This window comes from Paracoccus aerodenitrificans, from assembly GCF_027913215.1.
Lineage (GTDB): Bacteria > Pseudomonadota > Alphaproteobacteria > Rhodobacterales > Rhodobacteraceae > Paracoccus > Paracoccus aerodenitrificans.
Map to the genome: position 1 here is coordinate 213,467 of NZ_CP115784.1, position 23,340 is coordinate 236,806.

Below are 23,340 nucleotides of genomic sequence, written 5' to 3' on the forward strand. Positions count from 1 at the left end.
CGCAATTCTACCCAGAATGAGGGTGCCGCCATCTGCCGACCGGAAAAGCCCACACTCTTTTCCAGACCACCTCTGAGGCGGCTATGCAAGGCGCGAGTCGACCCGTTCATCGCGGTCCTCGACTATTTGTTGATCGGATTTATCCGATTTGTTCGTATCCTGTCGGAGTTGCGGCGTAACAGTGGAAGCGTGTCGGGCCTTTCCTGACCGTTCTGCGGCGCGGTGTTGCCATCATACCATCCGGCAGCCCCTTGCGTAATCGCGTCCCTGAACTATAACCCCGGACGATTTGCCGACAGAACAGCCCGGGGGCCCGCCATGCCAAAGAGAACCGACATCCAGTCCATCCTCATCATTGGCGCCGGGCCTATCGTCATTGGGCAGGCCTGCGAATTCGATTATTCCGGCGCTCAGGCCTGCAAAGCGCTGCGGGAAGAAGGGTATCGGGTCATTCTGGTGAACTCGAACCCGGCGACGATCATGACCGATCCGGAAATGGCCGATGCGACCTATATCGAGCCGATCACTCCCGGAATGGTCGAAAAGATCATCGCCGCCGAACGGCCCGACGCGCTTCTGCCGACGATGGGCGGGCAGACCGCGCTGAACACAGCGCTTGCCTTGGCGGATGCGGGCGTGCTGAACAAATACGGGGTGGAACTGATCGGTGCACAGCGTGCCGCCATCGAAATGGCCGAAGATCGCAAACTGTTCCGTGAAGCGATGGATCGGATCGGGCTGGAAAACCCCAAGGCCACCATCGTCACTGCGCCCAAGGATGCCAAGGGCAAATTCGATCTCGATGCAGGGGTTCACACGGCGCTGGACGCGCTGGAGGATATCGGCCTTCCTGCCATTATCCGCCCGGCCTTTACCCTTGGCGGCACTGGCGGCGGCGTTGCCTATAATCGTGAAGATTATATCCATTATTGCCGCTCGGGCATGGATGCTTCGCCAGTCGGGCAGATTCTGGTTGATGAATCGCTGCTCGGCTGGAAGGAATATGAGATGGAGGTTGTGCGCGATCACGCCGACAACGCCATCATCGTCTGCTCCATCGAAAACGTCGATCCGATGGGCGTCCATACCGGCGATTCGATCACCGTCGCGCCCGCGCTGACCCTGACCGACCGCGAATATCAGCGGATGCGGAACGGCTCGATCGCGGTGCTGCGCGAAATCGGGGTCGAGACCGGCGGATCGAATGTGCAATGGGCCATTAACCCTGATGACGGTCGCATGGTCGTGATCGAGATGAACCCGCGTGTGTCGCGTTCTTCGGCGCTGGCTTCAAAGGCCACCGGCTTCCCCATCGCCAAGATCGCCGCGAAGCTGGCCGTGGGTTACACGCTGGATGAGCTTGATAATGACATCACCAAGGTCACCCCGGCCAGTTTTGAGCCCTCGATTGACTATGTCGTCACCAAGATCCCGCGTTTCGCATTCGAGAAATTCCCCGGCTCGAAGCCCGAGCTGACCACGGCGATGAAATCCGTGGGAGAGGTCATGGCCATAGGTCGCACCTTCCATGAATCGCTGCAAAAGGCGTTGGCCTCGATGGAAAACGGGCTGACCGGGCTGGACGAAATCGCCATCCCCGGAGCCGAGAAAGAGGGTAAACCGGCGATCATCCGCGCTCTGTCAAACCAGACCCCGGACCGCATCCGTGTCATCGCGCAGGCCATGCGCCACGGCCTGTCGGATGACGACATCCACGCCGTCACCTCGTTCGAGCCGTGGTTTCTTGCCCGCATCCGCGAGATTGTCGAGGCTGAGAACCGTGTGCGCGAAAACGGCCTGCCGAATACCGAGGGCCTGCGTGCGCTGAAGATGATGGGCTTTTCCGATGCCCGTCTTGCCGTTCTGACCGGTCGCGACGAATCCGACATCCGCCGCACCCGCCACGATAACGGCGTCAACCCTGTCTTCAAACGTATCGACACCTGCGCCGCCGAGTTTGAGGCGCAGACGCCCTATATGTATTCGACCTATGAATCGCCCGCGATGGGTGATGTCGAGAATGAGGCCCGCCCGTCGGATCGCAGGAAAGTCGTTATCCTCGGCGGCGGTCCGAACCGGATCGGGCAGGGGATCGAGTTCGATTATTGCTGCTGCCATGCCTGTTTCGCGCTGACCGATGCGGGCTACGAAACGATCATGATCAACTGCAATCCGGAAACCGTCAGCACCGATTACGACACCTCGGACCGGCTTTATTTCGAACCGCTGACGCTCGAACATGTGCTGGAAATCCTGACCACCGAACAGGAAAACGGCACGCTGCACGGCGTCATCGTCCAGTTCGGCGGCCAGACCCCGCTGAAGCTGGCCAATGATCTGGAAGCCGCCGGCATCCCCATCCTCGGCACCACGCCCGACGCCATCGACCTGGCCGAGGATCGTGAGCGGTTCCAGCACATGCTGAACGAACTGAACCTGAAACAGCCCGTCAACGGCATCGCCCACAGCGACGAAGAAGCCCGCGCCATCGCCGAAAAAGTCGGCTTCCCGCTGGTGATCCGCCCCTCCTATGTCCTCGGCGGCCGCGCGATGGAGATTGTGCGGGATATGGACCATCTCAACCGCTACATCACCCATGCGGTCGATGTGTCGGGCAAGAACCCGGTCCTGCTGGACAGCTATCTGAGCGGCGCGATTGAGGTCGATGTCGACGCGCTGTCCGATGGCGATACCGTCCATGTCGCCGGCATCATGGAACATATTGAGGAGGCCGGTGTCCATTCCGGCGACAGCGCCTGTTCGCTGCCGCCCCACACGCTGGATGCCGCCACCATCGACGAATTGAAGCGCCAGACCGTCGCAATGGCGCAGAAGCTGGGCGTGATCGGTCTGATGAATGTACAATTCGCGATCAAGGACGGCGCGATCTACGTGCTGGAGGTCAATCCCCGCGCCTCGCGCACCGTCCCCTTCGTCGCCAAGGCCACCGACAGCGCCATCGCCTCGATCGCTGCCCGCCTCATGGCCGGGGAACCCATGTCGAACTTCCCCGCCCGCGACCCCTATCCCGAAGGTGTCGGCCCCGAGGACGACCTTCCCTTCGCCGACCCTCTGACGCTCGCCGACCCGATCACACCTTGGTTCTCGGTCAAGGAGGCCGTGCTGCCCTTCGCCCGCTTCCCCGGCGTCGACACGCTGCTCGGCCCGGAAATGCGCTCAACAGGTGAGGTCATGGGCTGGGACCGCAACTTCCCCCGCGCCTTCCTCAAGGCCCAGCTGGGCGCGGGTACGCAATTGCCGCATGAGGGCGCGGTGTTCATCTCGATCCGGGATGCCGACAAGACCGACGCCCTCGCCAGGGCCGCCCGCGACCTGACCACAATGGGTTTTTCCCTGATCGCCACCGGCGGCACGGCGGATTTTCTGGCGCAGAACGGGGTAAAAACCAGCCGCGTCAACAAGGTCTATGAGGGCCGCCCGAACATTGTCGATCGTATGAAGAACGGCGAGATCGCGATGGTCCTGAACACGACCGAGGGCGCCCAGGCCATCGCCGACAGCCGCGAAATTCGCGCCGTCGCGCTGTATGACAAGATCCCATATTACACGACAGCAGCGGGCAGCATCGCGGCGGTCGCGGCGATCAAGTCGCGTGGGGAAGGGGAAGTTGGTGTAAGGTCGTTGCAGGCGTAATGCTTTCGCAATGATGATTGTAAGGGTGAAGAAATTGATTAATAAAAGGCTAAATTCTTCTCGTCCTATTCTTCTGGGTTCTGCGGTCTGCCGACGGGCTGGAATGACCTAGATAGTGTTGACGAAAATGCTTCACAGTCGCCGGTAAGCGTGCTTCAATCTCGTATCTGCGATGGAGACCAGCTTGCCACGAGACCTGATGTCGGACGAGGAACGGGCATTCTTTGAGCGGTTTATTCTGACATCCCGCGGCCCAAACGGGCGCAAACCTACTAACCACCACCTTGTTCTCGATGGGATCTTCTGGATCGCCCGCACCGAAGCCTCGTGGCGAGACCTGCCGGCAGAGTTAGGGAAGTGGTCCGGCGTCTATCGGTAATTCCGGCGTTGGACACTGGCGGGACTCTGGGAGCAGATCATGGACCGCCTGAACGAAAGTGGAGCTGCGTTGCATACGCTTCAGATGATCCACAGCACGGTCGCTCGTGCCCACCATCAGGCAGCGAGCGCTAAAGAGGGATTCCGCGACAGGGTTTTGGCCGTTCACGCGGTGACGTCACGATCAAGATCCATGTCCTCGTCAATGCTGCCGGGCTGCCCATGAGAGCGGAGATATCTGCGGGACAAACCTTAGACTATCTTGGTTTTGATATGGTCATGGCCGATAATCTGCCCACGCCAAGCATACTTCTGGCGACCGAGGCTATGCCGCTGACAGCATTAGAAAATCCATGAACAGGCGTGACGTTCTGCAGGTCATTCCGATGCGGAAATCATGCAAGAAACGCGTAGGCGTCGACCGGTCCCTCTATCAGCTACGCAACTTGGTCGAACGTTGCTTCAACAAGCTGAAAAACGCCCGCTGCGTAGCTACTCACTACGATAAGACCGCAGATAGGTTCCTTGGCTTCGTCGACATCACATCGATCAGGCTTTGGATCCGCCATTTGTCAACATGACCTAGCGCCGAAGGGCGACGCCCTTTCGACTAGAAGTCTGTCCGTAGTCAGAACAATTGGTACATCTCGCGGCGTAAGTTAGGGGAGATTGGCCTCGTCATTGGTTTGATCTTATGCGGTGCTGCAAGCGCCGTTGTTCGATGGTCTGTCGCTTGATCCTTTCGCGTTGTTTTATGATGATTTTGGCTTTGCCAAAGTAGGTATCGGCGGGTGTCACGTTACTCAGGCTCTCATGGTACCGCCGGTGATTGTAATGTTCGACGAAGGCCTCGATCTGGGCTTCGAGATCGCCCGGCAGGAAGTCGTTTTCCAGCAGGATGCGGTTTTTGAGGGTCTGGTGCCAGCGCTCGATCTTGCCCTGAGTTTGGGGATGCAATGGGGCTCCACGCACATGGCTCATGCCTTGCGCCTCGATCCATTCAGCAGTTCGCCGGCGATATAGCTCGGGCCATTATCGCTGAGCAGCCGAGGCTTGTGGCGCATATGGGCCTGATCACAGCCTGAAGCACTGAGCGCCAGCTCCAGTGTGTCGGTCACATCCTCGGCGCGCATGGTGGTGCACAGTTTCCAGGCGATGATGTAGCGCGAGTAATCGTCGAGCACGGTCGACAGATACACCCAGCCCCAACCGATGATCTCGAAATAGGTGAAGCCGGTTTGCCACAACTCGTTGGGGCGGCTGGTTTTGCGTTTGAACTCATCGGCCGCCCTGATCACCACGAAGGCTGGACTGGTGATCAGATCATGCGCCTTCAGAAGGCGATAGTGCGTGGCTTCCGACACGAAGTAGCGCTTTTCGTCCGTGAAGCGCACGGCGAGTTCTGGCGGTGAGGGCTCGGACTGCTCCAGCGCCATCTCGATGATCTGATCATGGATCGCGACGGGAATGCGGTTCCAGACCCGGCGCGGCGCGGGTGGGCGGTCTTCCAACGCCTCTGGGCCGCCTGCGAGATATAGATCGTACCAACGGTAAAAGGTTCGCCGTGCAATGCCCAACTGCTCCAGCGTGCGCTTTACCGGCAAGTGGGATTGCTCGACGAGCCGGATAATCTCGAGCTTCTCGGATGCGGGATACCTCATGTCTCGTCGTTCCCATCCGTGATCATGCTTTTTTAAGCAGGCGGTTTTCCCGTGTCAGATCGGCGACGCATTCCTTCAGGTCGCGTGCTTCACGGCGCGGGCCTTTCATCTCATCGGTGGTTGCTGCACGGGCCGTGTCACGGCCAGACGACGCTTGCCAGCCTTCATGAACTCCTTGGACCATGTGTAATACAGGTTCTGAGCGATCCCTTCGCAGCGGCATAGCTTGGCAATACTGTCATCGCCACGCAGGCCGTCCAGCACGATCCGGATCTTGTCCTCTGCGGAGAAATGGCGTCGTACCTTGCGGCGGATATCTTTCACCACCTGTTCGGCGGGGGCTTTGGACGGTGATTTCGATCTGGAGGGTTTGGGTCTCATCTGCGTTCCTTCGTCACTCCGACGAGACCCAAATCCTCCTTAAATCACAACCTCAAATCTGTGCCACGGGCGCTGACGGCGGACAGCGAGCCTGGCGGTAAAAAAGGGGGGTGCGCTCGTCAGATAGGCCGGACCAAGGGTGGGATGAATACCAAGCTGCAAGCTGTCACCGACGCGAAGGGGCGGCCTGCCGGAGGCGGATTGGCTGCTGGCCGATCGGGGCGATGATACCGACTGGTTCAGAGATGCCTTGAAAAGCAAGGGGATAAAGGTCTGCATTCCCGACCGGAAATCCCGCAAGGAGGCAGTCAAATATGACAAACGCCGATACAAACCCCGCAACCGCATCGAAATCATGTTCGGATGCTTGAAGGACTGGAGACGCGTGGCAACCCGTTACGACAGATGCCCGGAAACCTTCTTCTCGGCCACCGCTCTCGCCGCAACTGTCCTCTTCTGGATATGAAAGTTAACGAGGCTGGAGCCTAATTATTGTGGCGGACCACTCAAGTGGGGAAGTTTCAGGGAGACCTGTCAGGGAAGCTTCCACAACCTTTCCGCGTGCCAATCGACATGATCGCCGATGAAGCTCTGCACGAAGAAATAGCTGTGATCATAACCCTGTTGCATCCGCAACGTGGCAGGCTGACGACGTGCGGCGACGGCCTCAGCCAGAGCTTCGGGCTTCAGCAGGTCAAGGAACTGGTCGTCGGTCCCCTGATCGATCAGGATCTCTCCGGGATAGCCCTTTTCGCGCATCAGCAGCGTGGAATCATGGGCGGCCCATGCGGCGCGGTCGTCGCCCAGATAGGCACCAAGCTGTTTCCGGCCCCAATCCGAGCCCGACGGATTTGCGATCGGCGCGAAGGCCGAGACCGAACGATAGGTCTCGGGCAGGGTCATCGCCATGCTCAGCGCACCATGCCCGCCCATCGAATGCCCGGTAATGCCCTGCGCCTCGCGGTCCAGCGGGAATTCGGAAAAGACCAGATCCGGGAGTTCCTGGGTGATATAATCCCACATCCGGAAATGCTTCGCCCAAGGGTCCTGCGTCGCGTTCACATAGAACCCCGCGCCCTGTCCCAGATCATAGGCCTCGTCATCGGCCACGCCCTCGCCCCGCGGCGAGGTGTCGGGGAAGATCAGCGCGATACCCTCACGCGCCGCATGTTCCTGCGCACCTGCCTTGGTCATGGCGTTTTCATGGGTGCAGGTCAGGCCCGAGAGATACCACAGCACCGGCACCTCGGTTTCCGTCGCCTGCGGGGGCAGATAGACGGCGAAGACCATATCCGTCCCGGTCGCGGATGACGCATGGCGATATACGCCCTGCCGTCCGCCGAAGCTGCGATTTTCGCTGATCGTTTCAAGCGCCATTCCGGCCTCCTTCAGTCAGATCCTGATACATGACAAACGCATCCACATAGCCTTGCGCGGGATGGCTGAACGCGCCGGGCAGACGGCCCACGACGCGGAACCCGGCTTTTTCCCAGCTATGGATCGCGTCGGCATTGGTTGCGACCACGAAATTGAACTGCATCGCGCGGAATCCTTGCCCGCGCGCCCATTGCTTCGCATGGGTGACCAGTTCCCGCGCCACGCCTTGCCCGCGAGCGGCAGCGGCGGTGGCGAAGCTGGCATTGGCGACATGGCTGCCGCCTCCGCCACGATTTGCGCCGATATGGCTGGTGCCCAGAACCACCCCGCCGCGCTCGGCCACGAAGGCGGTGAAGGGCGCGGCGAACCAGTCCTCAAGCGCTCCGGCACGGTCGATATCACGGTCGATGCAATAAGTCTCTCCGGCACGATAGACCGGTTCGAGGATCGCCCATATCACGTCGTGATCCTGAACGCCCGCCTCTCGGATCGAGACGGGCGCGACTGTGCCGGCAATGGTCAATACAGCACCACCGAGCGGATGGATTCACCGGCATGCATCAGGTCGAAACCCTTGTTGATGTCGTCCAGAGGCATGGTGTGGGTGATCATCGGGTCGATCTCGATCTTGCCGTCCATGTACCAGTCAACGATCTTCGGCACATCGGTCCGACCCCGCGCACCGCCGAAGGCCGTGCCTTTCCAGATCCGGCCGGTGACCAGCTGGAAGGGGCGCGTGCTGATCTCGGCCCCGGCGGGCGCTACGCCGATGATCACCGACTGACCCCAGCCGCGATGGGTGCATTCCAGCGCGTCACGCATCACCTTGACGTTGCCGGTGGCGTCGAAGCTGTAATCCGCCCCGCCGATCTGGTCGAACGGTGTTTTCGTCAGTTCGACGATCTCCTGCACAGTGTTTTCCACCTTCGAGGGGTTCACGAAATGGGTCATGCCGAAACGCTCGGCCATCTCTTTCTTGTCGTCGTTCAGATCGACGCCGATGATCATGTCCGCGCCTGCCAGACGCAGCCCCTGAATGACGTTCAGCCCGATTCCCCCAAGCCCGAACACAACCGCTTTCGCGCCAACCTCGACCTTGGCCGTGTTGATCACGGCCCCGATCCCCGTCGTCACGCCGCAGCCGATATAGCAGATCTTGTCGAACGGCGCGTCCTCGCGCACCTTCGCCACGGCGATCTCAGGCAGCACGGTGAAATTCGAGAAGGTCGAGCAGCCCATATAGTGATGGATCGGCGTCCCGTCCGGCATCGAAAAGCGGCTGGTCCCATCCGGCATCAGCCCCTGCCCCTGCGTCGCACGGATCGCTGTGCAGAGATTGGTCTTGCCCGACAGGCAGGACGCACATTGGCGGCATTCCGGCGTATAAAGCGGAATGACATGATCGCCCGGCTTCACGCTGGTGACGCCCGCGCCCACCTCGACCACCACGCCTGCGCCCTCATGGCCCAGAATGGCCGGGAAGATCCCCTCGGGATCCGCGCCCGAGCGGGTGAATTCATCCGTATGACAGAGACCGGTCGCCTTGACCTCGACCAGAACCTCACCCGGTTTCGGACCGTCGAGATTGACCTCCATGATCTCAAGCGGCTTGCCAGCTTCAAGGGCGACTGCGGCGCGGGTCTTCATGGTTTTTTCCTTTCCAGAACAGAGATAACCGGATCAGGGCCGGCAAGCGGTTTGATACGGGGTGTCACAAGTGCCGATGCACAGGGACAAGGTGTCAACGGAACGATCGTCAGCCTTGGCATCCTTAGCATCATGCAGCCGGGCTGGCGACCTGCTTCGGCCTGTCGGCGACGACGATCTGCTGCCAGGTGTCGCGGATCCACTCGGCGATGGCGACATTCTGATCGAACAGCGAATAGCCGACGCCGCCGCCATAATCCGGCATGTCGATCATGTCGGTCGTCATCCAGCGCAGCGGGCTGTCCGGCGTGTCGCGATGATGGCGGAAGACCTTGCGCACGACTTCCTTGCAGGGCTCGACCCGGTAGGCATGCCAGAAATGATCCCACTCGCCCGGTCCGGGGCGTGTGAACGGATACTGGCAGGCCCGGCCCCAACGTCCGCCCGGACCCATCATTCCGGTGTTCTTCGGCCCGTTGGGCGAGACCGGACGAACCTGCAACCAGACGATCATATTCTGGTCGATCCATTCGTCGATGACATTGCCCTCATCATAGGGATCGAGGATCAGACGCCCGGTCTCGACATCCTCGCGGATGCCGCTGGCGTCCTGCTCTTCGGGGCTTTCGATCTTCAGAAGAACATGGCTGTGATCCAGCACGAAATTGAACGGCACGCCGCGCGACCGGACCTTTTCCGCAACCGGGGTGATCCGGCGGAAATCCTCGGTGAACATATAGATATGCACCTCGGCCGAGATGGTGATACCAAGACTTTCGCCCGCCTCATAGGCACGCAGATAGAACTCGACCACCTCGTCATCCGTGACCACATGGCCCTTCGCGTGATTGGTCGAGATCATCAGGTTATGACATTTCGCCCCGGCTTTCGCCGCCCATTCGAGATTATGGCGCACCAGATCTTCATCCTTGCCGATCTGATAGGTCCATAATCCGGTGGTCAGCGGCACGCCATACTTGTTCGACGCCTCGACATATTCGCGTTCCAGACCGGGTTGCGGAATGCGGTCGAAATGGTCGAAAACCCCGCTGTCGCGCAGCATCCTGAACTGGTCCTCAAGCGGCAGTTCCTGAGTATGCATCAGGCCGCGCCCATTGCATCCCAATGAGAAATCATCGTTAATCATGGCTTCCCCGAATATTCGGTGTTTATAGGTTAAAGCTCGATCTGAATCGGGCCTTGCGGGCGGCCGCAGCAGGTCAGCACCATCCCGGCCTCTTCTTCGCCGGGTTCGAGCCCCTCGGTATCGTCCATATTGACCGTGCCGGACAAGCAATGCGCCTTGCAGGTGCCGCAGAGCCCCATCTGGCAGTTTGTCGCAATCGCGATCCCGGCGGCTGTCGCCACCTCCAGAATGGTCTGGCCCGGCTTATAGGGAACGGTCAGATCCGAGACGGTAAAGGTGATCTCGGTCTCGTCCGAATCCGGCTCTGGCGCGGGATGCTCGGCGTCGTGATGGATATGCTCGGGCTCTTCCTTGCGATCCAGCGTCAGGGTCTCGGGTGTGGCATCGGCGGGGTTTTCCCGCTCGGCCGGGTCGCCGAAACTTTCCTGATGGTAATGCGCCATGTCGAAGCCGATCTCGGCCAGAATGGATTTGACCGCATCCATATAGGGCGCAGGTCCACAGGTCAGGACCGTGCTGTTCAGGATGTCGGGGGCGTGTTTTTCCAGAACCTCACGGGTCAGGAAGCCCTCATCCATCCCCGGCTCGGCATCTGTCTGGCAGATGAAGCCCAGCTTGGTATTGGTGCGCTCGGCGATCAGCTCCAACTCGCGGCGGAAGATGATGTCCTCGGGCGTCCGCGCCGAATGCAGGAAGGTGACCTCGTAATCCTTGGCCCGCGTATCGTGGATATAGCGCAGCATTGACATCAGAGGCGTGATCCCCGATCCGCCCGACAACATCACGATTTTCTGCCGTGGCGTGGTCGAGATCAGGTCGAAATGCCCACCCGGCCCGCTGACCGGAAGCACATCGCCGACTTTCAGCACGTCATGCATATAGCGCGACACAAGGCCCCGCGGATCGCGCTTGATCGTCATCGTCATGAGATGCGGGCGCGAGGGCGAGGATGAGATCGTATAGGATCTCGGCACCAGCTTTTCACCGTGACGCAGACGAAGGGTCACGAACTGACCGGGGCGATGCAGGCAAAGCGGTGCATCGCCATCCACTCCCGGGCGAACCCGGAAGTGGAAGGTTTTGACGTCATGGGTCTCGGATTCGATATCCACGCATTCGAGATCCCAACGACCTGAATGCCATTTGTCCAGATGGGTACTGTCCATGGCTCAGATATTGTCGCGTTCGTTGGTCAGATAGGTCTTGAGCGCCTCGGGCCCCTGCGATTTCGCTTTGCACAGTTCGTAAAGCAGGCGGCGATAGGTCAGCGAGACCTTGTCGGGACCGACAGCGATTTCGTCGCGCGGATGCGGGATCTGTTCGGGATCCTGGCTTTCGACGATATCGACATCCTCTTCCAGAATGACGGCCTGCATATCCATATGCGGCTGATCTGGGCCGTCATGGTCCGAATTGCGGCAGGCGAACCAGAAGCTGCGGCAATGGATATCGTCCAGCGGCGTGGCCCACATCCACATCACGGTACGGTTGCCATTCTGCAGCGTCAGATCCAGCGTCACGCCGAAAGGCAGGTTGATCGTATAGTCGGTGAAGGCCAATGCCGACAGCCCGCCGCTGGCATCCATCGCCTGACGTGCATCCTCTGGCGGATCATAGCGGAAGCGCATCCGCCCTTCCTTGCGGAAATTGATGTCCGGCGTGAGGAAGGTGACATGCCCGTCGCGGCCCAGCGTCTCGGGGTGGACGAAGGGGAAATGCGCAAGGTCGGTATAGTTCTCGACCCGGCGGGCGGAATGGGTTTTCCAGTCATAGGACGGACCGTGGACGCATTTGAAATCCGGGTCATCATAAACGATATGGCCGGGGATTTCCGTATCGGCCGAGCCCTCCAGACGCACCCAGATCAGACCGTATTTTTCCTGGCAGTCATAGGCGGTGGCCTTGGCATTGGGCGGGATCGGTCCATCCGGCGCGGCGGGAATGCCCATGCATTTGCCATCCTCGCCCCACATCCAGCCGTGATAGGGGCACTGGATGCAGTTACCCTTGTTCCAGCCGAGGTGAAGCTGCGCCGAGCGGTGCGGGCAGCGGTTGTTCATCGCAACGACGCCGTGATCGAGCCGTGCGACAACAATATCGGTGTTCAGCAGTTTGACGCGCAGCAACTGGCCGCGACCGGTATCCGATTCCTCCAGTTCCTTAGCCGTGCAGACCGGATGCCAGAAGTAGCGCCAGGTCTCATTGTCGAGAAAGGTTTTCTCATTAACCAGTGGGTGATTCATGGTCTTCGTCTCCTCCCTTGGTGCCGAAGATAAAAAAGTTCTTGGCGGTTTCCTGGGTGTGCGTTACGCTATGTAACGATACACGGTGTAACGCACAAATCAAGAGGGTTAAGCAACAATTCGATGACCGCAGTTTTACGCAATGCCGGAGGCCGGAAACTCGATGATGAGCTGGACCGTCGAATCACCGACGCGACATGGCAGTTGCTTGCCGAGAAGTCTCTTGCGTCACTGACCATCAGCGAGATCGCAGAAACCGCAGGCACAAGCCGCCCGACTGTTTATCGCCGGTGGAACTCGGTCGAGGAAATCGTCATCGACGCGTTTCTGGACGAGGTTGAGGATGCCGTCATGGCAGATCTGCGCGGTCACCCACCCGATGCGCTGCGCGAATACATCACCTCACTCGGCAGGTTTCTCGGTGGCCGCGTAGGCCGGATCATGGCCGAAATCTTGGGCCGTGCGCAAAACGATCCCGAGCTTATGGAAAGGTTTCACGCCGATTTCCTGCGGCAGCGGCGCGACTATGGACGGGCGCTGATTCAGCATGGCCAGCGGAAGGGGTTTTTCCGCTCGGATCTCGACAGCGACCTGATCATCGATCTCTATGCAGGGCCGCTCTATTTCCGGGCCTTCGCACGGCACGCGCCGATCAATGACGCATTCACAGCGGAACTGGCTGAGGTCGTGCTGATCGCGATCGCGCCAGCATCCGACAACAGCATTCCCAGATAAAGGAACCGAATCAGGAAAACGCGCGGCAGGACCCAGCCGGACCCTTGCCGCTTCCACCATCCCGCGAACGCATAAGAGGAGAATGCATCGCGCGGATTTTTCAACTGCTGCAAAGCATCCCAGGGAGGGGCATGAATATGGCCACCAAGGCAATCGGCACGCCGGAGCAACTTCGCGATCCGAACTACACACCACCTTTACATCAGGCAATTCCGCTCGGCATCCAGCATGTGATGGCGATGTTCGTCGCCAATGTGACGCCCGCAATCATTATCGCGGGCGCAGCAGGCTTCGGTTACGGGTCGAACAGCCCGGATTTCCCCGAGATGATCTATCTGATCCAGATCTCGATGTTCTTCGCCGGTATTACGACATTGTTGCAAACCATCGGCATCGGCCCGGTCGGCGCAAGGCTGCCGGTGGTGATGGGCACGTCCTTCGCCTTCATCCCGATCATGGTTCCGATCGTCGCCGGCAAAGGCGTTGATGCAATGGCCGCACTGACCGGCGGCGTTGTTATCGGCGGATTGTTCCACGGCATTCTGGGTCTGTTTATCGGCAAGATCCGCTTTGCACTGCCGCCTCTGGTCACCGGGCTGGTCGTGCTGCTGATCGGGCTGTCGCTGGTCCGGGTCGGCATTCAGTATGCCGCCGGCGGCGTTCCCGCCATCGGTACACCGGAATATGGCAGCCTTCAGAACTGGACCGTCGCGCTTATCGTCGTGTTCACCACGCTCGGCTTCAAATTCTTCGTGCGCGGCATGCTGTCGATCTCGGCGATTCTGGTCGGGCTGGTCGTCGGATATCTTGTTGCTCTGCCTCTGGGCATGGTCGATTTCACCAGCGTTGCGCGCGCCGGTGTGTTCTCGGTCCCCGACCCCTTCCATTTCGGCATCGAGTTCTCGGCTGGCGCAATTATCGGGATTTCGCTTATGGCCTTTGTCTCGGCGGTAGAAACCGTCGGCGATGTGAGCGGCATCCTGAAAGGCGGAGCCGGACGCGAAGCAACAGATGATGAGATCCGCGGCGCCACGTTCGCCGACGGTCTCGGCACCGCTTTTGCCGGTATGTTCGGCTCACTGCCCAACACTTCATTCAGCCAGAATGTCGGACTGATCGCCATGACCGGCGTCATGAGCCGTCATGTCGTCACATTCGGCGCGATCTTCCTGATCCTGTGCGGACTGTTCCCGAAACTGGGCGCGATCATCTCTACCGTCCCGATCGAGGTCCTAGGCGGCAGCGTGATCGTCATGTTCGGCATGATCGCCGCTGCCGGGGTGTCGATCCTGTCCGATGTCGAATGGAACCGCCGCAACATGGTGATCTTCGGGCTTGCACTCAGCCTCGGCCTCGGGCTGCAACTCGAACCCGCAGCCCTCGACAAGCTGCCTTCGACCATGCAGATCCTGCTGACCAGCGGCCTGCTGCCAGCGGCGCTGATCGCCATCATCATGAACCTGGTGGTACCGGAGCAACTGGCCGAGGAAGCCACCGAGGAACTCTCGGGCGGCATGTCCGGCGTCAAGATCCGCAACTGAGGACTAAAGGCTTAACGGTGGCGGCATTTGATGCCGCCACCGTGCTATTTGAGGCTGCTTTATCATAACAAACCGGTCCGAATTACGCGGGTGCAGCAGTTCTGATATCCTGTCACAAACTTGGCTATGAACTTGGCAGGCCATATTTCGCAGCCCAGAGCTTAAGGCTGCCCCGCCTCCAAGCCAGCATAGACCGCACGTCGCAGATCGATCCGATGTTGCGCCCGTTCCTCCGGGGCATGCGTCAGCAATACCACCGTCAACTCATGGACCGGATCGACCCAAAAATTCGCGCCGGAGATCCCGGGCCAGAGAATTTCTCCAACAGCGCCGGGTATGGCTTGTACGCATTTTGTCCGAACCGCGACGCTCAACCCGAAACCGAGCCCGTTTTCAGGCGTCGGAGCGATAATACCTAGCGTATCAGTGTAATCACCATACCCGACATTCTCCGGCAGGTTATTTCGGCTCATTAATGCGACTGTCTCCGGTCGCAGAAGCTGCTTACCCTCCAGCCTGCCGCCGCCCAGAAGCATCGCGGCGAAACGGTTATAGTCGGCTAGTGTGGAAAACAGTCCAGCACCGGCCGAGCACCAACACGGCCCGGTCGAAACGGGCGGCGCGAAAGCATCGCTTACCGCCGAGTCCGGCAGAGTTGCGGTGGTTGACGGATCTGGCAGGAAACCTGTCCGGTGCATCCCAAGAGGGTCAAGCACGAGGCGCCGCAGCACAATGTCCAATGTCTCGCCCGCAACCACCTCGATCACGCGCCCTAGCAGATCTGTCGACATGCCATATTCGAATACTTCTCCGGGCTGGTGTAGCAGGGGAAGCTGAGCCAGCCTTGAGGCCATAGTCGCGTTGTCTGACTGGAAATCGTAGGCACAAAGCCTCCGGTATTCGCGATGAATCGGCTCATCTCCGAAGGCACCGTAGGTCAGGCCAGAGCTGTGTGTCATCAGGTCGAGGACCGTGACCGGGCGTTGGAGTGGTACCAGCCCCGCATCGCATTCCATCACACCAAGACTGCCGAATCCTGGCACATAGTTTGTCACAGCATCGTGCAATGTCATTTTCCCGTCTTCGATCAGCCGCATCGCGGCCACCGTTACCACTGGCTTTGTCATCGAGGCGATCCAGAACGCGGTATCCTCGCTGACCTCGTCTCGGGGCACATTCTGGCTGCGACTGCCGAAACATAGCCTGAAGGGCTTCTGATGGCCGTGACACACCATCAGTGCACCCGCACGCAACCGACCTGCCCTCTGCTCACGCGATATCCAGTTACGGACATGGCTCGAATCGAATTCAGTCATCGCATCATCACCGGCAGAAAGGTAACAAGCTGGGGCACCGCGAAGAACAGCAGAACCATCGCGAGAAAGGCGATCACGAATGGCAGCGTGCCGACCGAGATCTGCCACATTGTCGTGCCCTTCTGCGACACGCCGGACAGGATATAAAGGATCATGCCGACAGGCGGCGTGATTAGTCCGATTTCCACCAGCATCACCAGAACGATGCCAAACCACAGCGGATCCCATCCGGCAGCGGCGATCACCGGCAAGATGACCGGCAACGTCATCAAAACCATGCTGATCGGTTCGACGAACATGCCGAGGATCAGGTAAAGAACAACGATTGCGAGGAACAGACCCAGCTTGGATAGCGCAAGCGATTCAACGAACTTCACCAGTGCCTGCGGCATTGCAAGGAAGTCGATTGCAAAGCCCATCACCGACGCACCAACCGCGATGATCAAAAGGAACGAGGTTGTCATTACGGTTTCCTCAAGCGCACCAATGAAATCCTCGATGCTCAGCGAGCCGCGGAACAGGCTGAGCAGTATCGCACCAAGCACGCCGACGGCTCCCGCCTCGGTTGGGGTGGCGATCCCGGCATAGAGCGAGCCGAGCACCATTGCCATCAGCAGGAGGAATGGCACGACTCCTTTCAATGCGGTAAGTTTTTCGCGCAGCGTCATCCCGTCCGCAGCGGGGCAGGCCGTCGGGTCGATCAGCGCCCAGACCAACACCACCGCCGTGAATGCCGCGATCATCAGCAGGCCGGGAATGATGCCGGCCATGAACAACTCGGTCACAGGAACGCCAGCCATCGGACCATAGATGATCATCGCAATGCTGGGTGGGATCAGGATGCCGAGTGTTCCGCCGGCAGCAAGCACACCGTATGCAAGTGCCGCGCGATAGCCGGATTTCATCATCTCGGGTCCGGCAACACGACCCATCGTTGCCGCTGTTGCTAGGCTAGACCCCGAGACAGCCGCGAAGATGCCCGAGGCAAGAAGCGAGGCATAGGCCAAGCCTCCGCGCAACCGGCCCATGAAGGCCTGAGTGGCGGCAAACATCTCTCCCGAGGCATTGCTGCGCACAAGGATCGTACCCATCATCACGAACATCGGTATGGCGGCCAGTTCGAATGTGTTGACTGACGTCCAGGCCCGCTCACCAATCGAGTTCAACGTAACCGGCTTCAGCCAGAAGATCATGGCGAAGATCCCGATGCCCATCAGCGCGAAGGCGACCGGCAGTCCTGCGAACAGAAGAAAGAAGAGAATACTGATCAGGGCGAGGGACTTGATGGTGAGGCCCGCGTCCCTCGTGACCAGAAACAGGGCGATGACCGGCAGCACGTACAGGGCAATGAGACCGATAGTCCTGGCTCCGCCCGCAAGTGCAGCCGATGCAGAGACAAGGATAGCCTGTGCAATCAGGTTCTGACTGACGCTCAACTGGCCCAGAAAAACGCCAGAGCCCTGCAAAAGTGCCAGAGCGATAGCCGCCAACGCCGGGAGATAGGCGATCTGGCCAAGCGCGGACGGCGTACGCCAGATCAGCGCGAGGATCATCGCCACAAGACCAAGCATGACTGAGAGCTGCGGGATCCAAAGCGGCGTGTTCAGCAGGCTCCAGCTGCGTGTGCCGTTGGCGAGGCTCTCCATCCAGAAGCTGGAAAACTTCCACAGAGCAATCAGCGCTATGAACACAGAGATCCAGGTCAGCGCAGCGCGGATCAGTGTCTGGGTCACGGCGGAGAAGCGATCAAGCAGCAGGTCGACGCGGATATTGCCGTCCCGGCTCGCGACGAAGGCCGTCCCGGCAAAGGTTATGACGACCACGAGATAGGTCGAAACCTCGGTCACCCAGATCGTCGCGTGATCGAAGAGGCTGCGGCCGATCACCTCGATATTGACGCTGAGCAGCATCAGCAGGACAGCCAGCATGCCGACCCAACCTGACAGTGCCGATATCACCCGGGACATGACCGGAGGCGTAACCACCTCCGGATCCGATTCACGTGTCGTTGTCATTCGGGATTACTCGATTGCAGCCTTGGCTGTGTCCAGCACGGCATCGGCATCGAGCCCGGCACGCTGCATGTCTTCCCGCCATGCCTCCAGCACCGGGGCCTGTAGCTCCTCGGCATTGAAGCGAGCGTTTTCTTCGTCTCTGACCTCGGTGTAGTCCACGCCGGCGTCGGTCCATAATCCGGGAAGCTCGGCGGTGCGTTCCTTCCAGCGTTCCGCGAAATCCGCCTCGATCTTCTCGAATTCCGCCGCAGCCTTGTTCCGGACATCTTCCTGCAGGGCTTCCCACGCCTCGGTGTTGACCAACACCGGCGACGGGATGACCTTGCCAAGATCCCAGTCCGCTGCGTGAGTGATGACCGAGCCGAAACCGGCGCCATAAGCCCAGCATGTGTCCGTGATGACGCCGTCGATGACACCGCGTTCAAGCGCGGGCAGCACCTCCGCCGCAGAGAGCGACACAGCGACAGCCCCCAATTGGCCGCCGATCAAACCTGTGCCGCGATTATTGACCCTCAACTTGCGCCCATTCCATTCTTCCAGCGTTGTAATCGGCTTGGTGGAAAACAGGGTCTGCGGGCAGAACGCGTTTTCCATCACTTGCGTGGCACCATAGTCTTCCTCAAAGACCGCACGGACCTGCTCGCCGTAATCCGATGCCATCAGCGCTGCCATATCCTCGTAATTTTCCGAGTAGCCAGGCAGGCTTGGAACGGTGAACAGGGGCTGTGATCCGGTGTAATATCCGGTCAGCGGCATGCTCATTTCCACTAGACCGTCGCGCACGCTTTCCAGCAGCCGGTCACCAGCCACCAATGACGAAGTCGGCGTGATAACGATAGCGCCATCCGTTGCTTCAGCGATCCGGTCCGGAATCGCCTGCACAACCTCCTCATAGATCGTGCCCTTCACCGAAAGATAGGCCAGCGTCCACTCGACCGGATCATTCTGCGCCTGTGCCGCAGTTGCAAGAACCGATGCCGTCGAAAGCAGCGTTGCGGCCAGTTTGATATTCATTGTTTCCTCCCTCACATCTGCGTATGGCACTGTCGCCTGGCCGATCTGCGGCCCTCCAGACAGCCTCCTCTGCTTGCGCAACTCTACTATGGGATTGCTGAAGAAGCTTGTGATGCATCACAGAAGTTTTTGTGATAGCGTCCACTCTGCCCGAAGATGAGCTGGAGAGATGAACCGGATAAGAAACCCTGAATTGCCGCTTATCGGCCGAAGCGTGGACGCGCAATCGGGCGAAGACCGTGATCACTGGCGGTCTGTCTTCAGCGGGCTGTGGGGTGCGCTTGAGGTGAAGCCGGTGGTCGAAGGTAATATCTCCGGAAGCCTCTACAGCCGCACGATCGGCGATCTGTCCTTTAACCGAATCGAGTTCGGCAACCAGCAATTCGAAAAATCCCACAACAGACGACTTCAGGAAGAACCATTCTTCTCACTGAGCTTTCCCGAAAGCGGAACTGCGCTATGCGAAATCGACGGCAACCGGGTGCAGCTTCTGCCGCAGAATACCTATCTTCTGAACAACGGTCTGTCGGCCAAGCTTCGCGTAAAGCGGGATTACTCCACCTTCAATGTCAAAATTCCGGTTACCGCGCTGGAACATCGATTGGGCTGCAACGCCGGCATATTGTCGAGGACCATCGTTCAACCGGATGCGATTTTTCACATGATGCAGCGATTGATCATCGAGCTTCTGCAGAATGTCGACGAAGCCGACGTACGGACGGTCGGGTTCATGACCAATCAGATGCTCGATACGGTAGCGTTCTTTCTGAGTTCTGGCGGCGCGATGTCGGATGACAGCATCGCCGTTCAAGCCTTGCGTGCAAGGGTGCTGGCCTTCATCGACGCGAATTACCGCAACCCCGACCTGACCCCTGCCAAAATCGCTTCAACCTGCGGGATTTCACGCAGCTATCTTTACAAGATCTTCGCCGACGGTCCGTCTGTCATGGAACGCGTGCGCAAGCGCAGACTGGAAGCCGCTCGGGGAATGCTGACAGATCGAGATCGCAAAATGACAATGACTCAGGTAGCGCTCAACACCGGGTTCTCAAGTTCAAGCGAGTTCTCGCGACTTTTCAAGAAGGCGTTCGGAGCGGTGCCGAGCCGGGTGTGAGGACGTCGCCACTTGGGCTTTGCTGAAAAATTTGCGATCGAATCTAAATTCTACGGAGAGCAGCCGGTCTAGGGTAGCGTGCTGCCGGTATTTCTTACTTGGTGGACGCTGACTCTTTTCGGTTCTCATTCCTCTTTCTCCGTGCGCGCCTCCAGATTTTGAACCGCTTACGCAGTTTCCGGCTCCAGCTATCCTGCGGGACCAGATCAGCCCGTAATTCTGGTCTCGCAGGGATATTCAACGCTTCTGCGAATAGTGCGTCAAATCCAGAGAGAGAACGTATCGCAGTATCCTTTACCGATGCCGCAATTTCTCTGGCCTCTTGAGAAAGGCTGTATTGAAGAGCCGCGGCAAGCTCTGTGTCGGTGACCTTTTCAGCATCGAATATCTGATTCCAGCCGATCTTGCGGGCTTGCCGCGTCACCTTGTCACCTCCGGCGACCGGATCTATCGCAATCACGGGAATGCCGTTCTTCAATGAAAGCACCATACCATGAAGCCTGTTCGTCAGCATGACGTCAACGCGACGGCAAATGGCTTCGAACTCGGCCCCATTGGATATGCCAAAGCGATTTTTTTCGACAGGCACTGACGTGTCCAATTCGATGTAAGCAGCACCGGCATTCCGGATCAGGCGGCGAAGCTTTTCGGCAGCCAGATCACCCCGGCGACGCTCACCATATTCGCGCTGCGCACTCGCAAGGCACAAGCCAACGACAGGTATGGAAGGTGAATTTTCGCAAAAGCTCAGATCGGCGCGGACAGTTCGGTCACTGTCCCGTTCCAGCAAGATGTCGAATGGGTTAAAATCATGGATGCTCTGCACCATTGTCAGGTTTACGCCAATATGGACGCAATGCTGAAAACGGCCAAATATGCTGTCGTTCCGCGCAGCTATCTCCTGCGTGAAAGGGCCGCATATCACGATCAGATGCGTATAGCGTTCCGGCTCCAAAAGATATTTGTCCAGCCAGGAATCGTCGATCGACAGGCAGATATCAGTGTAGGGCGATACATCATAGGCCATTCCCAGAGCGTCGAGACGCTGTTGGACTTGCAGCAGAACTTCGATATCCCCGACTGTGGAAAAATGTCCCACAAGCAACGCCCGAGGGGGTTTCTCTGACTTATGATACGGGGTGCTGATCATTTATTTTAACGTGACCTGCACCGGTTTCGTTCCGGTCAGGTGCTCATGTTAAGCGGCTCGGAGTCGGGGGCAAGGTGACAAAACCATAGACCTTCGTTATGAAAGGGGCAGCCGAAGACCAGGTCAGCGCCGCTACCCGCGTTGAAGGATCATAACCAGCGTGTCTCCATAGCGACGCTGGTCCAGCAACGAGAATTCCGGCGGGATTACAGGCGGCTGGCTATCCTCCCAGATAATCACCGCCTCGTCGGCCAGCCAGTCCCCGGCCTCAGCGGATTGCAGCGCCAGTTCCCCTAGCCCCTGCCCATAGGGCGGATCCATGAAAACAAGATCATACCCGGCACCGCGGTTTGGACCCAGCCGGGTCGCGTCACGACGCCAGATATCCGTCACACCCATCGCCCTTGCTTTCTCGATATTTTCGCGCAGCAGCGCCCGTGCAGTCGCCCCATCATCAACGAAAGCAACGCGAGCCGCGCCCCGGGACAATGCTTCCAGCCCAAGTGCTCCTGTTCCGGCGAACAGATCGAGCACCCTTTTGCCCTCAAGCTCAACGCCAATGCTGTTGACCAGAAGATTGAACATGGTCTCACGCACTCGGTCCGTGGTCGGGCGCAGATGCGCTGCGCTGTCCCCTGACCCGATTTCGGCCAGCTTCAGCCCGCGCAACCGACCGCCGATAATCCTCACAGGAGTTCCTTCAGCGGAATATCCGGATTGGAAACCGTTTCGGGGGCGGGCGATTTGCCGGACTCGATCAGACGTTTGCCGACCATATAAGCGCGTGCATCGTTCAGCGCGTCTATGGCGATCAGCTTTTCGCTTTTGTAATACCAGACCGAGCTGCTATTCGCCCCGCTCCCCGCCCGAAGAACGGTCTTGTCATAGCCGGTATTCAGACCGGCGATCTGCAGCTTTGCATCATATTGATCGGACCAGAACCACGGTTTCGGCACGTATTTCTTAGTCGCACCAAGCATATTCGCCGCTACCAGTTCTGCCATATCGATGGCATTTCCCACGCTTTCCAGCCGGATCCGTCCCCCTTGCCACGGGAATGAGGCGCAGTCTCCGGCGGCCCAGACCGACGGGTCCGAACTGCGACCAAAACTGTCGCAGGCGATCCCGTTATCTATTTCCAGCCCGGCCTGCGCAGCCAGAGCGGTTTCCGGATTAACGCCGATCCCAACGACCGCCAGATCGGCCTGAATGCGCCGACCATCCTGAAGCTTGATGCCATGAAGCCGGTCATCGCCCTCCAGCCGTTCGATTGCCGTGGTCTCCAATATCTCGACGCCATGCGCTTCATGCAGGTTGCGGATCATATTCGCGGTTTCCGCCGAGGCGACACGGCCCAGTATCCGGGGCGCTGCCTCGATCACGGTCACCTCCAGCCCCAGCTTCCGGGCCACTGCGGCAGCCTCAAGGCCGATATAACCACCGCCGATAACGACCATCCGCCGACCGGCTGAAAGCTCTGGCTTGAGCCTGCCGATATCAGAGAGCTTGCGGATCACATGCACCCCGGCAAGATACCCGCCCGCCGCCTCCGGCAGCCTTCGCGGCGATGCTCCCAGAGTCAGCGCAAGCTGGTCATAGCTCAGCCTTCCTTGGCTGGTAGATACTGTTCTGGCCGCAAGATCGATCGCGTTTGCTTTGGCCCCAGTCAGCAGCCGGACATCATTCTCGCGCCACCAGTCCTCGCCGCGCAATGTCAGCCGGTCCAGAGACATCTCGCCCAGAAGATAGGCTTTGGACAGTGGCGGGCGTTGATAGGGTGCTATCGCCTCATCGCCCAACACCGTAATCCCGCCATCATGGCCAAGCGCCCGCAAACGCGCTGCCATCGACGCTGCCGCCTGCCCGGCACCGAGTATCAGTATGTCCAATGCGAAACCTCTTTTCCCTTGTCATGGCCCGATGCGCGGTTCGGATCAAGGCCGCGATTTCGCCGCTTGACAACCCTT

General features: G+C 59.2%; 16 protein-coding genes and 3 pseudogenes. 6 read left to right on the top strand and 13 right to left on the bottom strand.

The genetic code is table 11. From position 1 onward, the window contains the following. The first annotated feature begins 318 nt into the window (after nt 1-318). Nucleotides 319-3,654: a carbamoyl-phosphate synthase large subunit gene (gene carB / locus PAE61_RS02285; RefSeq protein WP_271113821.1), complete on the top strand. Its 3,336-nt coding sequence runs from the start codon at nt 319-321 to the stop codon at nt 3,652-3,654. Nucleotides 3,655-3,826: 172 nt separating this feature from the next. After that, a pseudogene (locus tag PAE61_RS02290) lies at nt 3,827-4,613 on the top strand (IS5 family transposase). A gap of 97 nt (nt 4,614-4,710) precedes the next feature. On the opposite strand, the pseudogene PAE61_RS02295 reads toward PAE61_RS02290, so the two are convergent. After that, nucleotides 4,711-6,074: pseudogene (locus PAE61_RS02295) on the bottom strand (IS3 family transposase). Between the two features lie 99 nt (nt 6,075-6,173). Between PAE61_RS02295 and PAE61_RS02300 the strand changes: the two are divergent. Further along, nucleotides 6,174-6,540 (top strand): annotated as a pseudogene (locus PAE61_RS02300) (transposase); the annotation flags it as partial. A 68-nt stretch (nt 6,541-6,608) separates the two neighbouring features. Here PAE61_RS02300 and fghA read toward each other — a convergent pair. The 6 genes from fghA to PAE61_RS02330 form a co-directional block, all read right to left on the bottom strand. Further along, nucleotides 6,609-7,451 (bottom strand): S-formylglutathione hydrolase, encoded by an 843-nt coding sequence (gene fghA / locus PAE61_RS02305; protein WP_271113822.1) that lies wholly within the window; start codon nt 7,449-7,451, stop codon nt 6,609-6,611. Continuing rightward, a complete protein-coding gene (locus tag PAE61_RS02310; protein ID WP_353620373.1) occupies nt 7,441-7,974 on the bottom strand; it encodes a GNAT family N-acetyltransferase in 534 nt (177 codons plus the stop codon). Before PAE61_RS02310 ends, fghA begins: the two co-directional genes overlap by 11 nt. After that, the gene (locus tag PAE61_RS02315; protein ID WP_271113823.1) at nt 7,971-9,098 is read right to left on the bottom strand and encodes an S-(hydroxymethyl)glutathione dehydrogenase/class III alcohol dehydrogenase; all 1,128 of its coding nucleotides are present in this window, start codon (nt 9,096-9,098) and stop codon (nt 7,971-7,973) included. Before PAE61_RS02315 ends, PAE61_RS02310 begins: the two co-directional genes overlap by 4 nt. 130 nt (nt 9,099-9,228) lie before the next feature. Beyond that, nucleotides 9,229-10,245, bottom strand: a complete 1,017-nt coding sequence (locus PAE61_RS02320) for a xylose isomerase (protein ID WP_271113824.1) — start codon at nt 10,243-10,245, stop codon at nt 9,229-9,231. 29 nt (nt 10,246-10,274) lie between these two features. Then, nucleotides 10,275-11,411 carry an FAD-binding oxidoreductase gene (locus PAE61_RS02325; RefSeq protein WP_271113825.1) on the bottom strand — a complete coding sequence of 379 codons (1,137 nt, stop codon included), beginning with the start codon at nt 11,409-11,411 and terminating at the stop codon, nt 10,275-10,277. A 3-nt stretch (nt 11,412-11,414) separates the two neighbouring features. Then, nucleotides 11,415-12,488, bottom strand: a complete 1,074-nt coding sequence (locus tag PAE61_RS02330) for a Rieske 2Fe-2S domain-containing protein (RefSeq protein WP_271113826.1) — start codon at nt 12,486-12,488, stop codon at nt 11,415-11,417. Between the two features lie 123 nt (nt 12,489-12,611). Between PAE61_RS02330 and PAE61_RS02335 the strand changes: the two genes are divergently transcribed. Both PAE61_RS02335 and PAE61_RS02340 read left to right on the top strand, forming a co-directional pair. Continuing rightward, complete coding sequence (locus PAE61_RS02335; RefSeq protein ID WP_271113827.1) at nt 12,612-13,223, top strand: TetR/AcrR family transcriptional regulator; 612 nt, start codon at nt 12,612-12,614, stop codon at nt 13,221-13,223. Between the two features lie 137 nt (nt 13,224-13,360). Next, nucleotides 13,361-14,764 (top strand): uracil-xanthine permease family protein, encoded by a 1,404-nt coding sequence (locus PAE61_RS02340; RefSeq protein WP_271113828.1) that lies wholly within the window; start codon nt 13,361-13,363, stop codon nt 14,762-14,764. Between the two features lie 161 nt (nt 14,765-14,925). Here PAE61_RS02340 and PAE61_RS02345 read toward each other — a convergent pair whose 3' ends face one another. From PAE61_RS02345 to dctP, 3 genes are read right to left on the bottom strand one after another with little or no spacing between them, the layout of a single operon-like run. After that, the gene (locus tag PAE61_RS02345; protein WP_271113829.1) at nt 14,926-16,080 is read right to left on the bottom strand and encodes a serine hydrolase domain-containing protein; all 1,155 of its coding nucleotides are present in this window, start codon (nt 16,078-16,080) and stop codon (nt 14,926-14,928) included. Next, on the bottom strand, nt 16,077-18,095 hold the full coding sequence (locus tag PAE61_RS02350) for a TRAP transporter large permease subunit (protein WP_271113830.1): 2,019 nt from the start codon (nt 18,093-18,095) through the stop codon (nt 16,077-16,079). The genes PAE61_RS02345 and PAE61_RS02350 overlap by 4 nt, the downstream gene beginning before the upstream one ends. A gap of 6 nt (nt 18,096-18,101) precedes the next feature. After that, a complete protein-coding gene (dctP, locus tag PAE61_RS02355; protein ID WP_271113831.1) occupies nt 18,102-19,109 on the bottom strand; it encodes a TRAP transporter substrate-binding protein DctP in 1,008 nt (335 codons plus the stop codon). Nucleotides 19,110-19,278: 169 nt separating this feature from the next. Between dctP and PAE61_RS02360 the strand changes: the two genes are divergently transcribed. Beyond that, complete coding sequence (locus PAE61_RS02360) at nt 19,279-20,223, top strand: AraC family transcriptional regulator (protein WP_271113832.1); 945 nt, start codon at nt 19,279-19,281, stop codon at nt 20,221-20,223. Between the two features lie 94 nt (nt 20,224-20,317). Here the strand turns inward: PAE61_RS02360 and PAE61_RS02365 are convergent, their stop codons facing one another. The 3 genes from PAE61_RS02365 to PAE61_RS02375 all read right to left on the bottom strand — a co-directional run bounded on the left by PAE61_RS02365 (nt 20,318) and on the right by PAE61_RS02375 (nt 23,262). Then, nucleotides 20,318-21,373: a polysaccharide pyruvyl transferase family protein gene (locus PAE61_RS02365; RefSeq protein ID WP_271113833.1), complete on the bottom strand. Its 1,056-nt coding sequence runs from the start codon at nt 21,371-21,373 to the stop codon at nt 20,318-20,320. 132 nt (nt 21,374-21,505) lie between these two features. Continuing rightward, on the bottom strand, nt 21,506-22,063 hold the full coding sequence (gene rsmD / locus PAE61_RS02370; protein ID WP_271113834.1) for a 16S rRNA (guanine(966)-N(2))-methyltransferase RsmD: 558 nt from the start codon (nt 22,061-22,063) through the stop codon (nt 21,506-21,508). Then, complete coding sequence (locus PAE61_RS02375; RefSeq protein WP_271113835.1) at nt 22,060-23,262, bottom strand: NAD(P)/FAD-dependent oxidoreductase; 1,203 nt, start codon at nt 23,260-23,262, stop codon at nt 22,060-22,062. Before PAE61_RS02375 ends, rsmD begins: the two co-directional genes overlap by 4 nt. Nucleotides 23,263-23,340: the final 78 nt, after the last annotated feature.

Coding starts and splice junctions, on each gene's coding strand:
- PAE61_RS02345 (WP_271113829.1), bottom strand. CDS start 16,080: ATGACTGAATTCGATTCGAGCCATGTCCGTAACTGGATATCGCGTGAG.
- PAE61_RS02315 (WP_271113823.1), bottom strand. CDS start 9,098: ATGAAGACCCGCGCCGCAGTCGCCCTTGAAGCTGGCAAGCCGCTTGAG.
- PAE61_RS02330 (WP_271113826.1), bottom strand. CDS start 12,488: ATGAATCACCCACTGGTTAATGAGAAAACCTTTCTCGACAATGAGACC.
- PAE61_RS02350 (WP_271113830.1), bottom strand. CDS start 18,095: ATGACAACGACACGTGAATCGGATCCGGAGGTGGTTACGCCTCCGGTC.
- PAE61_RS02320 (WP_271113824.1), bottom strand. CDS start 10,245: ATGATTAACGATGATTTCTCATTGGGATGCAATGGGCGCGGCCTGATG.
- PAE61_RS02365 (WP_271113833.1), bottom strand. CDS start 21,373: ATGATCAGCACCCCGTATCATAAGTCAGAGAAACCCCCTCGGGCGTTG.
- PAE61_RS02335 (WP_271113827.1), top strand. CDS start 12,612: ATGACCGCAGTTTTACGCAATGCCGGAGGCCGGAAACTCGATGATGAG.
- carB (WP_271113821.1), top strand. CDS start 319: ATGCCAAAGAGAACCGACATCCAGTCCATCCTCATCATTGGCGCCGGG.
- PAE61_RS02360 (WP_271113832.1), top strand. CDS start 19,279: ATGAACCGGATAAGAAACCCTGAATTGCCGCTTATCGGCCGAAGCGTG.
- dctP (WP_271113831.1), bottom strand. CDS start 19,109: ATGAATATCAAACTGGCCGCAACGCTGCTTTCGACGGCATCGGTTCTT.
- PAE61_RS02340 (WP_271113828.1), top strand. CDS start 13,361: ATGGCCACCAAGGCAATCGGCACGCCGGAGCAACTTCGCGATCCGAAC.
- fghA (WP_271113822.1), bottom strand. CDS start 7,451: ATGGCGCTTGAAACGATCAGCGAAAATCGCAGCTTCGGCGGACGGCAG.
- PAE61_RS02325 (WP_271113825.1), bottom strand. CDS start 11,411: ATGGACAGTACCCATCTGGACAAATGGCATTCAGGTCGTTGGGATCTC.